The 12,220-nt window shown below is 34.0% G+C and carries 13 protein-coding genes; 7 read left to right on the top strand and 6 right to left on the bottom strand.

Going from position 1 to position 12,220, the window contains the following annotated elements; all coding sequences use genetic code 11:
• Nucleotides 1–41 precede the first annotated feature (41 nt).
• Nucleotides 42–1,208: a proline dehydrogenase family protein gene (locus QSV08_RS06360; RefSeq protein ID WP_324027568.1), complete on the top strand. Its 1,167-nt coding sequence runs from the start codon at nucleotides 42–44 to the stop codon at nucleotides 1,206–1,208.
• A 6-nt stretch (nucleotides 1,209–1,214) separates the two neighbouring features.
• Here the strand turns inward: QSV08_RS06360 and QSV08_RS06355 are convergent, their stop codons facing one another.
• The 6 genes from QSV08_RS06355 to QSV08_RS06330 form a co-directional block, all read right to left on the bottom strand.
• On the bottom strand, nucleotides 1,215–1,604 hold the full coding sequence (locus QSV08_RS06355; protein ID WP_324027567.1) for a DUF4258 domain-containing protein: 390 nt from the start codon (nucleotides 1,602–1,604) through the stop codon (nucleotides 1,215–1,217).
• Between the two features lie 70 nt (nucleotides 1,605–1,674).
• Nucleotides 1,675–2,874: an alanine dehydrogenase gene (locus tag QSV08_RS06350; RefSeq protein WP_324027566.1), complete on the bottom strand. Its 1,200-nt coding sequence runs from the start codon at nucleotides 2,872–2,874 to the stop codon at nucleotides 1,675–1,677.
• Between the two features lie 97 nt (nucleotides 2,875–2,971).
• Nucleotides 2,972–3,631 (bottom strand): hypothetical protein, encoded by a 660-nt coding sequence (locus tag QSV08_RS06345; RefSeq protein WP_324027565.1) that lies wholly within the window; start codon nucleotides 3,629–3,631, stop codon nucleotides 2,972–2,974.
• Nucleotides 3,632–3,738: 107 nt separating this feature from the next.
• Entirely contained in the window at nucleotides 3,739–3,870 is a 132-nt protein-coding gene (locus QSV08_RS06340; RefSeq protein ID WP_324027564.1) for a hypothetical protein, read from the bottom strand.
• Nucleotides 3,871–4,089: 219 nt separating this feature from the next.
• Nucleotides 4,090–4,500: a tRNA (adenosine(37)-N6)-threonylcarbamoyltransferase complex ATPase subunit type 1 TsaE gene (gene tsaE, locus QSV08_RS06335; RefSeq protein ID WP_324027563.1), complete on the bottom strand. Its 411-nt coding sequence runs from the start codon at nucleotides 4,498–4,500 to the stop codon at nucleotides 4,090–4,092.
• 10 nt (nucleotides 4,501–4,510) lie between these two features.
• Nucleotides 4,511–6,055: a PglZ domain-containing protein gene (locus tag QSV08_RS06330; RefSeq protein WP_324027562.1), complete on the bottom strand. Its 1,545-nt coding sequence runs from the start codon at nucleotides 6,053–6,055 to the stop codon at nucleotides 4,511–4,513.
• An 87-nt stretch (nucleotides 6,056–6,142) separates the two neighbouring features.
• On the opposite strand from QSV08_RS06330, the gene QSV08_RS06325 reads away from it, so the two are divergent.
• The 6 genes from QSV08_RS06325 to QSV08_RS06300 are packed head-to-tail and all read left to right on the top strand — an operon-like array spanning nucleotide 6,143 to nucleotide 12,178.
• Nucleotides 6,143–7,372, top strand: coding sequence for an HD domain-containing protein (locus QSV08_RS06325; protein ID WP_324027561.1), 1,230 nt, complete (start codon nucleotides 6,143–6,145; stop codon nucleotides 7,370–7,372).
• A gap of 23 nt (nucleotides 7,373–7,395) precedes the next feature.
• Nucleotides 7,396–8,412 carry a UDP-3-O-(3-hydroxymyristoyl)glucosamine N-acyltransferase gene (gene lpxD, locus QSV08_RS06320; RefSeq protein WP_324027560.1) on the top strand — a complete coding sequence of 339 codons (1,017 nt, stop codon included), beginning with the start codon at nucleotides 7,396–7,398 and terminating at the stop codon, nucleotides 8,410–8,412.
• Between the two features lie 2 nt (nucleotides 8,413–8,414).
• A complete protein-coding gene (locus QSV08_RS06315) occupies nucleotides 8,415–9,815 on the top strand; it encodes a bifunctional UDP-3-O-[3-hydroxymyristoyl] N-acetylglucosamine deacetylase/3-hydroxyacyl-ACP dehydratase (protein WP_324027559.1) in 1,401 nt (466 codons plus the stop codon).
• A gap of 1 nt (nucleotide 9,816) precedes the next feature.
• Nucleotides 9,817–10,602: an acyl-ACP--UDP-N-acetylglucosamine O-acyltransferase gene (gene lpxA / locus QSV08_RS06310; RefSeq protein WP_133687493.1), complete on the top strand. Its 786-nt coding sequence runs from the start codon at nucleotides 9,817–9,819 to the stop codon at nucleotides 10,600–10,602.
• A gap of 45 nt (nucleotides 10,603–10,647) precedes the next feature.
• Nucleotides 10,648–11,214, top strand: coding sequence for an elongation factor P (gene efp / locus QSV08_RS06305; protein ID WP_324027558.1), 567 nt, complete (start codon nucleotides 10,648–10,650; stop codon nucleotides 11,212–11,214).
• A 28-nt stretch (nucleotides 11,215–11,242) separates the two neighbouring features.
• Nucleotides 11,243–12,178: a UDP-3-O-(3-hydroxymyristoyl)glucosamine N-acyltransferase gene (locus QSV08_RS06300; protein ID WP_324027557.1), complete on the top strand. Its 936-nt coding sequence runs from the start codon at nucleotides 11,243–11,245 to the stop codon at nucleotides 12,176–12,178.
• Nucleotides 12,179–12,220 lie beyond the last annotated feature (42 nt).

Below are 12,220 nucleotides of genomic sequence, written 5' to 3'. Positions count from 1 at the left end.
AATTCTGTGATTATATTTGATCGTTATAGAAATTATAAAAAATGGAGCAAATATTTGAAAATACTGCAACGGCATTTGCCTTAAAATCAGATTCAGAATTAGAAAGAGCTTATTTTCTTTTTAAAATGATATCAAATGAACCTTTAGTAAAAATGGGTTCAGTCATTACCAATTTTGCGTTTAAGGCTCATTTACCGGTTGAGGGATTAATTAGAGCGACAGTTTTTGATCACTTCTGTGGTGGCGTAAATGAGCATGATTGTTTGCCTGTAGTAGATCGAATGTGGGAAAAGGGAGTTTGTTCGGTTTTAGATTATTCTGTAGAAGGTAAAGAAGAGGAGGATCCTTTTGATTCTGCTACTGAAGTTATCTTAACCATTTTAGATTTTGTTAAAGAGAAAGAGGCTATACCATTTGCCGTTTTTAAGCCAACAGGTTTTGGGCGTTTTGCTTTGTATCAAAAGATCAGCGAGAAAAAAGAGCTTACCAAAGATGAAGAAGCAGAATGGCAACGTGTTGTCAATAGGTTTGATAAAGTTTGTAAAAAAGCACATGACCTTGAAGTTTCATTACTTATAGATGGTGAAGAAAGTTGGATGCAAGATGCAGCAGATAATCTTGCTGAAGACATGATGCGCAAGTACAACAAAAAGAAAAGGATTGTATTTAATACGTTACAGACTTACAGGTGGGATCGCCTGCCTTATTTAAAATCACTACAGGAACGAGCAAAGAAAGATGGATTTTTGGTTGGTATGAAAGTGGTGCGTGGTGCTTACATGGAAAAGGAAAATGATCGCGCCAAAGAAAAAGGCTATACTTCACCAATTTGCAAGACTAAAGCTGAGACCGATGATAACTTCAATGCAACTATTGAATATATGCTAGATAATCTAGATTCGTTATCTATATTCTCTGGTACACATAACGAAGATAGTTGTTATCGTTTAATGGAGTTAATGGAGGAAAGAGGTGTCGAAAAAAATAATACCCATATTTGGTTCGGACAGTTATATGGAATGAGTGATCATATATCTTATAATTTGGCAGCAAATGGATATAACGTTGCTAAATACTTGCCATTCGGACCTGTGCGCGATGTTATGCCTTACTTAATAAGAAGAGCAGATGAAAATACATCGGTAGCCGGACAAACAAGTAGAGAGCTTTCATTGTTGAAAGCAGAAAGAAAACGTAGAAAAATTTAATTGAGATTATTTTCGTTCTACCTTTTGGATAGAAGCTTTTTCTCTACAGTTTTTTACAGTAAATATATAATCTCGTTCCTTGTATTCAGACTCTACAATGTAGGTTTTGCAGGGAACGGATTTTGTGTCACTTTTGCTAAAATCAACATCTCCTTCGGTTAAAATGTAAGTAACACCTATAGAATCTAATTCAAATTCTTTTAGTTTTTGTGTTGCTTCATCGCTGTAGTACATAGATTTTGATCTAATGTCCTTTAATGTTCTACAGTCTGGTAGATAGCAAAAATATACTCCCGTTTCTTGAGATTTCTTTTTTAGGAAAAAAGTAAGAAACACAATGCCAATAGATAAGCCAACTAAGAAAAAACCTAACCTTTTAATAAAATCCATATTCATGCTTCCGTACTTTTAGGATCGCAAAATTATGCCTTTTAAAATGGATAGGAAAAGGAAAGCCTTTAGTATTCTAAAAAATAAGGAAATTTATATCACTGTATTGTAAATCGAACCATTCTCCGACAGACTTATTAGTCAATATTCCGTGGTACATGTAAAGACCGTTTCGTAAACCTTTGTCAAAACGAAGAGAGTTTTCTAAACCACCATCTTCTCCAATTTTTAATAAATAAGGAGTAAATATGTTACTTATACTTACTGATGCTGTTTTTGGATATCTAGACGGAATATTTGGTACGCCATAGTGAATAACGTCAAATTTCTTTCTAGTGGGTTTATTGTGGCTCGTTATTTCGCTAGTTTCGAAACATCCGCCAGTATCAATACTTACATCAATAATAACAGCTCCTTTTTTCATGTGCTCGACCATTGTGCTGGTCACCACAACGGGAGATCTGTCTTTACCTCTTGTTGCTCCGATAGCTACATCGCAACGTTTTAATGCTTTTAATAGGTTTTTAGGTTGAATAGTAGATGTATAGACTGTTTGTTTTAAGTTGGTCTGTATGTTTCTAAGTTTGGTGATAGAATTATCAAAAACTTTGACATTTGCACCAATACCTATAGCTGATCTTGCTGCAAACTCACCAACAGTTCCTGCGCCTATAATAACGACTTCTACAGGTGGCACACCACTAATGTTACCGAACATTAGTCCGTTACCATTATTGTTGGCAGCCATTAGTTCTGCTGCGATTAGTACTGAAGAAATACCGGCAATTTCACTAAGTGAACGGACTGCAGGATATTTACCTTCTTCATCACGAATGTATTCAAATGCAATAGCGGTAATTCGCTTTCTTGCTAGTTCTTCAAAATATTCTTTATACTGTGTCTTAATCTGAAGTGCAGATATGATTGTTGTCTGAGGATTTATATATTCTATTTCTGTTAGGGTAGGAGGCTCTACTTTTAAAATTAACGGACAAGCGAAAACTTTCTTGGTATCTCGAGTGATTTCTCCACCAGCAGTAACATAATCATTATCAGAGTAATGAGCACCTTCACCAGCACCAGATTCTATTAAAACACGATGGCCATTTGCAGTAATTGCATTTACGGCATCGGGAGTAAGGCAAATTCTTTTTTCTTGGTATTGGTTTTCTTTCGGAATACCTATAAATAGCTCTCCTTTTTGACGCAAAACCTCTAGGGTTTCCTCTTGCGGAATTAATTGGTGCTTACTAAAAGGGGAAGTGGGTTGGTTCATAACTTAATAATGAGTTGTTCAAATCAATGACTTGAAACTCAAATGTACAATTTTTAAAGAAATGAATGATTTGTACTTTTTTAAAGATATTGAATAGTTAAGATTTTAACTGTAACCAGCCTTGAATACGATTTTGAACATTCTTAAAAATATTCTCTAAATTTCCGGTAGATAATTTAACATTTATATCTTCAGATAAGGTTGGTATTTCAACACCATCTTCATCTGTTGCTTCTATGCTACTAACATCATCTTTAGTACTAAGTCCTTTTGCTTTTAGTTCTTCAAGTTCAGCTTCCATTGCTTCTAAGTCTATACCATGAACGTGTTTATCATACAGTTTAATACGAATAAAATACACAAATGGGATAGTTATCATGCAAACAGGAATCAACCACCATATATTATCTGTGTCAATCATATTATCTGAATCATAAAACACTTCGAAAAATTGAAATGCATACATTGCGATAGGTATGAGGATGATATGGTACCACCAGTTTCTGGAGGTTAAAAACCAAAAAATCATTAAATAAAGCGGTACAATTTTAGATGTTAAATACCATAAGAAAGTTAAGGTATCTGGAAAACCGTTATTTCCTAAAGTAAAACCTAAAACTATAGCATCACCATTTTCGTCATATGGCAGGTAGTCATATACTTTGTATAAAAAAGGAGAAATTGCTATAAAGAAAACTAGAAGAGTTTCTAAAAAAATCTTCTTTTTAGCTTTTGTTTTTTTTACTTTACTAATCATTATGCATAATAGTGTTACTATATGCTAACGATGTAAAGTATTTATTATTATATACAAAAAGGGAGCAATATAATTGCTCCCTTTTTCAAACTACAAATTAGTTATAGTTAAATCCTTTTTGTCAATTTTCTTTTATCAACATTTAGATCTTGATTATCAATATCAATAATCGGTGCAGCCATAGCTAAAAGGAATACGCCTAAAGCGATTGAAGCTAATAATGTTTTTTTGTTTTTCATTTTCAAGGGATTTTGGTTATACTAAATATTTAGTACTCCTACAAACGTAAGAAAAAATATACAAATAGAATTCCCTTTATCGTTAAAGTTGAACACTTTAACCGATTAATTATGCATTTTGTCGAATTGTTTGTTTTTCATCGAAAAAATACAATAAAAATTCATGCTCGACGATACCAATGTTATGACTTAAAATCCACAATGCCTCAGTTCCCTAAATTACGAGAGTGTTAGCTTTCTTTTTTCTTCATCTAGAATTTCAATTTTTATATTCTGAACATCACTAGGTAATAGACTTGGTATTTTTTCAGGCCATTCCATAAATATCCAATTGCCAGATTCTAAATAATCATCTAGACCCATATCCATAGCTTCTTCCTCATCGTCTAGGCGATAAAAATCAAAATGATAGCCTAGTAACTCACCAGAATCTAACGCATATTCGTTTACGAGTCCGAATGTTGGGCTGCTTACATTATCATTACTACCTAACTCTTTTATAAGCGCTTTGATTAATGTTGTTTTACCTGCGCCCATAGGGGCATAAAACGCCAAAGTTTTGCTGTTCGTTGATTTTATTATTTGCTGTGCTATATCTTTTAACTCACGTTCTGTATAAATGAATTCCATTGGTGTAAATCTATTTAGGTTCCAAAACTACAAAAGGTATTATCATTTCTTCGAGCGAAACACCGCCATGTTGGTAGGTGTTTCTATAGTAGCTAACATAATGGTTGTAATTATTTGGGTAGGCAAAGAAAAAGTCATTTTTCGCAAAAATATAAGAACTGCTCATATTTATGCTGGGCAAGAAAATAGATTTAGGATCTTTGGCAGCTAGTACATCGTTCTTTTCATAGGTAAGACTTCTACCTGTTTTGTAACGTAGGTTAGCACTTGTATCTCGGTCGCCAACAACTTTAGAGGGTGATTTAACATTTATAGTACCATGATCAGTGGTTATAATTAATTTCATACCTAATGTTTGTGCTTGCTGAATAATCTCTAGCATAGGTGAGTTTTTAAACCAGCTTGTGGTTAAAGACCTATAAGACTTATCATTTGAAGCCAATTCTTTAATTACTTCCATTTCTGTTTTAGAATGTGAAAGCATATCAACGAAATTGTAGACGATTACCGTTAAGTCATTATCTTTTTGAGTTTTGAAATTCTGACTTAAATGTTTTCCTTGTTTTAGGCTACTAATTTTATGGTATTCCCATTTTAAATCTAATCCTAGTCTTTTTAGTTGAGCACCTAAGAACTTGTCTTCAAATAAGTTTTTACCGCCCTCATCAGTATCGTTTTTCCACCATTCTGGATGTTTTTTCTCCATCTCAAGCGGAGTCAGACCAGAGAATATAGCATTACGTGCATATTGTGTGGCTGTAGGTAGTATGCTGTAAAAGGAATCTTCCTTTTTCTTTTTATAGAATGAGTTTACAGTATCTTCAAAGGCGTACCACTGATCATAACGTAAGTTGTCGACAACGATCAATAATGTTTTTGAATCTTTGATTTCGGGCGCTATCCATTCTTTAAATAGGGTATGAGACATTATAGGCGCATCGGCATCAGTAAACCAATCTTCGTAATTGCGCTCTACGAATTTGCCGAATTGTTGATTTGCTTCCGTTTTTTGAGATTCTAGAATTTCGAACATTCCACTGTCCTCAATTTCTTCTAACTGCAATTCCCAATAAATCAATTTTTTATATAAATCTGCCCATTCTTGATATGAATTCACCATTGATAAATCCATCGCAATCTTTCTAAATTCTTGCTGATAGTTACTAGTAGTCTTCTCAGAAACTAATCTTGAGTGGTCTAAATTCTTTTTTAAGGACAGCAAAATCTGATTCGGATTTACTGGTTTTATAAGATAATCTGCAATTTTAGAACCGATAGCATCTTCCATTATAGACTCTTCTTCACTCTTTGTAATCATTACAACGGGTAAAGAATTATCAATTATTTTAATTTCCGAAAGTGTCTCTAAGCCAGATATACCAGGCATATTCTCATCTAAAAAAACGATATCTACTCTGGTCTCTGCTAATTCTTCTAATGCTTCTTGTCCGCTCTGGCAGGTGATAACACTGTAGTTTTTTGATTCTAAAAAGATGATATGGGGCTTGAGTAAATCAATTTCATCATCTACCCACAGTATTTTTATCTTGTTCATTGTATTATTATTTTACTGATAATCAATTTCTATCCTATTGCTTTTGTATAACTTTGAAATGTTAATTTTAGAAAAGACAATACAATATTGAAGACATCAAACAAACTGAAAATCTTTAATGACCCAATTTACGGTTTTATAAGAATACCTAGTACGCTCGTTTTTGACCTGATTGCAGATCCTTACTTTCAAAGGCTTCGCAGAATTTCTCAAATGGGGTTATCGTATTTAGTGTATCCTGGGGCACACCATACTAGGTTTCATCATGCATTAGGTTGTATGTATTTAATGCAGAAATCTATTCAAGTACTTCGTTTTAAAGGGGTTGAGATAACACAAGGTGAAGAAGATGGACTGTTGATTGCTATTCTTTTACATGATATTGGGCATGGTCCTTTTTCTCATGCTATGGAGCATAGTATTGTTGAAGGTGTAAGCCATGAGTTTATTTCGCTTCAATTTATGGAAGAACTCAATCAGCGATTTAACGGAAGTTTAACTGAAGCAATATCCATATTTACGGGTAATCATTCAAAAAAATTCTTAAATCAGTTGGTGTCTAGTCAGTTAGATATGGATAGATTAGATTATTTAAAAAGAGATAGTTTCTATACAGGTGTTGCTGAGGGTAACACAAATGCCGAAAGACTAATTACCATGTTAAATGTAGTTGATGGTAATTTGGTTATTGAAGAGAAGGGTATCTACTCTGTTGAGAAGTTTTTAATGGCGCGTCGATTTATGTATTGGCAAGTTTATTTGCATAAAACAGCTGTAGTAGCCGAACGTGTACTAATTAGTATATTGAAAAGAGCACGTTTTCTTATAGAAAAAGGGGAGTCTTTAAATTGTAGTGATGCATTAAAGTATTTCTTATCTAATCATATAGACATCAATAATTTTAATAGTGAAATATTAGCAAAATTCGCAAAGTTAGATGATGTTGATATTCTCGCAGCCCTAAAAGAATGGCAATTTTCAGATGATTTTGTATTGTCATCACTCTGTGAAATGATTATCGATAGAAAACTGCTACATATTAAGGTTAAGAAAGAACCTGTTACAGAGAGTAAGTTTTTATCTCAGTTTAATAAGGTTAAAACACACTATAATCTTACCGATGAAGAAACGTCTTATTTCGTCTTTAGAGGAGAGCTGAAAAATAAGGCATACGACAGGCAACATCAGACTATCAACATTTTAAGAAAAAATGGAAAGATAACCGACGTTGCCAAATTATCTGATCACCTTAATTTAAATGCACTTTCAAAAACGGTAACCAAATATTATATGTGTTATCCTAAAGAAGGGGTTTAACAATTTTTCTTACTTTTACGCTCATGAAATTTACAGCAGGTCAGATTGCAGGTATCTTAGAAGGAGAAGTGCATGGAAATCCAGAAATAGCCGTACATAAACTTGCTAAAATCGAGGAAGGCGAAGAAGGCTCCCTTACTTTTTTAGCTAATCCGAAATATACTTCATTCATTTACAAGACAAAGGCATCGGTAACGATAGTCAATAAGAGTTTTGTTCCAGAACAAGAATTATATACCACTTTAATAAAGGTTGAAGATGCGTATAAATCATTTTCTAAATTACTAGAATACTATAACCAAGTCAAAAACAATAAGATAGGTATTGAAGAACCGATTTTTAAGTCGGATACTGCAACCTATGGTGCCGATGTTTATATTGGTGCTTTTGCTTATTTAGGTAATAACGTAACCTTAGGGGATAATGTGAAGGTGTACCCTAATGTTTACATTGGTGATAATGTAAAAATTGGTGATAACGTAATACTTTTTGCAGGAGCAAAAGTATATTCAGAAACCATTATCGGTAATAATTGTGTCGTTAATAGCGGAGCTGTGCTAGGTGCTGACGGATTTGGTTTCGCGCCAAATGAAGATGGTGAGTTTGTGAAAGTACCACAAACCGGTAATGTTATTTTAGAAGATAATGTTGATATAGGTGCCGGTACTACAATTGACAGGGCAACTTTAGGTTCTACGATTTTAAGAAAAGGAGTGAAGCTAGACAATCAAATACAGATTGCACATAACGTTGAAATTGGCGAGCATACTGTTATTGCTGCACAAACCGGTATTGCTGGTTCTACAAAAATAGGAAAGCATTGTATGATCGGTGGGCAAGTAGGTATCGTTGGTCATATTGTTATTGGTGACAATGTAAAAATACAAGCACAATCGGGTATAGGAAGAAATGTGAAGGATAATGAAGTGCTACAAGGATCACCAGCATTAAATTATGGTGATTACAACAAATCATATGTTCATTTTAAGAATTTACCGAGAATAATAAGTAGAATCGACACCTTAGAAAAGAAAGATTGACGATGAGTACAACAAACAGCAAACAAAGAACAATTAGTAAAGAAGTAAGCCTAACGGGAGTTGGTTTACATACTGGAAGCAATGTTACCATTAAATTCTTACCTGCAGATGAAAACCACGGTTATGCATTCAAAAGGGTAGATTTAGAAGGAGAACCAATTATACCAGCTGATGCTAACCTAGTTATAAACACACAAAGAGGCACCAACTTGGAGAAGAATGGTGTTAAAATTCAAACTTCAGAGCACGTTTTGGCCGCTTTAGTGGGTCTTGAAATAGATAACGTACTAATTGAATTGAACGCTGCAGAGCCACCAATTATGGATGGTTCTTCTAAATTCTTTGTAGAAGTTTTAGAGAATGCCGGTATCGTTGAGCAAGAAGCTGAGCGAGAAGAATACATTGTTAAAGATGTTATTTCTTTTAAGGATGAAAAGACGGGTAGTGAAATAACAATTATACCATCAGACGAATATCAATTGATGACGATGGTTGATTTTGGCACTAAAGTTCTAGGAACCCAAAACGCTACATTAGAAAAACTTTCTGATTTTAAATCTGAAATTTCAAATGCCCGTACATTTAGCTTTCTTCATGAGTTGGAGATGCTTTTGGAAAACGGATTAATAAAAGGTGGTGATCTAAACAATGCTATCGTTTATGTGGATAAGGAAATTTCTCAAGCCACTATGACGAAATTATTGAAGGCTTTTGATAAAAAGAAACTTTCTGTAAAAGCAAATGGTATTTTAGACAACCTAACATTACACCAGCCTAACGAGGCAGCAAGACATAAATTATTAGATGTTATTGGTGATTTAGCATTAATTGGTACACGCATAAGAGGTAAGGTAATAGCTAATAAGCCTGGTCATTATGTGAACAACCAATTTGCGAAGAAGCTTTCACAAATCATCAAATTAGAAAAACGAAATAAAGTTCCGAAGTACGACTTAAGTTTACCTCCTTTAATGGATATCCATAAAATAATGGATATGTTACCTCACAGACCACCTTTCTTATTAATAGATCGTATAATCGAACTATCAGATAAGCATGTTGTGGGTATGAAAAATGTGACGATGAACGAACCTTTCTTCGTTGGTCACTTTCCAGGAGCTCCTGTAATGCCAGGTGTGCTTCAAGTAGAAGCTATGGCGCAAACAGGTGGTATTTTAGTTTTAAGCACTGTACCGGATCCAGAAAATTATTTGACTTTGTTTATGAAAATAGATAAGGTGAAATTTAAAAGGCAAGTATTGCCAGGCGATACATTAATATTTCACTGTAGTTTAATTACACCGATTAGAAGAGGTATTTGTCATATGCAAGCTTATGCATACGCAAATGACAAATTAGTAAGTGAAGCTGAATTAATGGCGCAAATAGTTAAAAGAACATAGAATGAATCAACCTTTAGCCTATATACATCCGGGAGCTAAAATTGCCAAAAACGTGGTAGTTGAACCGTTTACAACTATCCATAATAACGTTATCATTGGTGATGGTACTTGGATCGGATCTAATGTGACCATAATGGAAGGCGCTCGTATTGGTAAGAATTGTAATATTTTTCCTGGTGCAGTAATATCAGCTTCTCCACAAGATTTAAAATACGATGGTGAAGAAACTACCGTTGAAATCGGTGATAATACCACTATTAGAGAATGTGCTACCATACACAAGGGTACCTCTGATCGTATGAAAACTGTTATCGGTAAAAATTGTTTAATAATGGCATATTGCCATGTGGCGCATGATTGCTTAGTTGGCGATAACTGTATTTTTTCAAACAATTCTACCTTGGCAGGTCATGTTACTATTGGCGACAATGTAATATTGGCTGGTTTGGTAGCTGTGCATCAATTTGTATCTGTTGGTCAACATGCTTTTGTAACGGGAGGATCTTTGGTAAGAAAAGATGTTCCGCCTTATGTAAAAGCAGCAAGAGAGCCTTTATCTTATGTGGGAATCAATTCTGTAGGATTAAGAAGAAGAGGATTTGTATCTGATAAAATTAGAGAAATTCAAAATATATACAGAATTCTATATCAAAAGAACTATAACAACACTCAAGCTGTGCAAATAATTGAAGCAGAGATGGAAGCTACTCCTGAACGTGACGAGATTTTGCAATTTATTCGTGATTCTCAACGCGGAATCATGAAAGGATATTTCAGCAATAATTAAAGAATTACTTTAAACTTAAGTTAACAATATTAATACACATTACGAATGGCATCTACATCAGATATACGAAAAGGATTATGCATAAGATATAATAATGATATCTATAAGATTATTGAATTTTTACACGTAAAACCGGGTAAAGGTCCTGCTTTTGTTCGTACAAAATTAAGAAGTGTTACTTCTGGTAAAGTATTAGATAATACTTTTTCTGCAGGTCATAAAATTGAAGATGTACGTGTAGAAACTCGTTCGTATCAGTATTTATATCCTGAAGGAGATACGTATCACTTTATGAATACAGATGATTATAACCAAATTACCTTGCAAGAGAGTTCTTTAGACGCTCCTGGTTTATTAAAAGAAGGTGAAATAGTAAAAATCATGTTCAATACAGAAGATAGTTTACCTTTATCTGTAGAAATGCCTGCAAGTGTAGTTTTAGAGATAACGTATACAGAACCTGGTGTTAAAGGGAATACCGCTACTAATGCTACAAAGCCTGCTACAGTTGAGACAGGTGCAGAGGTAAATGTTCCTTTATTTATCAACGAAGGCGACAAAGTTAAAATTGATACTTCTAACGGTTCTTATATGGAACGTGTTAAGGAATAATATAATATTAAAGAGTTAAGACTGTCATTTGAAGTTTCCGACTACTTTTTCATTAAAACAGATTGCAGATATTATATCTAGCGAATATGTTGGGCATGATGATTTTCCCGTTCTAGGCATGAATGAAATTCATGTTGTAGTAAACGGAGACATTGTCTTTGTTGATCATCCAAAGTACTATGATAAAGCTTTAGAGTCTAAGGCAAGTGTTATCTTAATCAATAAAAAGGTAGACTGCCCTGAAGGCAAAGCATTGTTGATTTCAGATGATCCCTTTAGAGATTTTAATAAGTTAACAACATTCTTTCAACCTTTTGTTCCAAGTAGTCAGACGATTTCTGCTACAGCGAAAATCGGAAAAGATACTGTCATTCAGCCCAATACATTTATTGGTAATAATGTTGAGATAGGTGATAATTGCCTTATTCACTCAAACGTTACTATTTATGATAATTGTATTGTAGGTAATAATGTTACCATACATGCAGGTAGCGTTTTAGGTGCTGATGCATTTTATTATAAAAAACGGCCTGAAGGTTTCGATAAACTAATATCTGGCGGAAGAGTTGTTTTGAAAGACAATGTAGATATCGGAGCTCTTTGTACAATTGATAGAGGTGTAACTGGTGATACTACCATCGGATTTGGTACAAAACTAGATAATCAAGTTCATGTTGGTCATGATACTGTAATTGGTGAGAAGTGTTTAATTGCTTCACAGACCGGTATTGCAGGTTGTGTTATTATAGAAGATGAAGTTACGATTTGGGGACAGGTAGGAACCAATAGCGGAATAACAATTGGTGCAAAAGCAGTAATAATGGGTCAAACCGGAGTTACAAAATCAGTAAAAGGTGGTAAGAGTTATTTCGGTACTCCTATCGAAGAATCGCGTGAAAAGTTGAAACAATTGGCATATATCAAGAAGATTCCAGAAATAATTAAAAAAATGGATAAGAAATAAGGGTGTAAATGCTAGAAAAGTCATTAACAACTTATATTTTTG

The organism is Maribacter sp. BPC-D8 (assembly GCF_035207705.1).
In the GTDB taxonomy this organism is placed as follows: domain Bacteria; phylum Bacteroidota; class Bacteroidia; order Flavobacteriales; family Flavobacteriaceae; genus Maribacter.
Note: the sequence above shows the minus strand (reverse complement) of the source record. Positions and strands in the feature narration are given on the sequence as shown.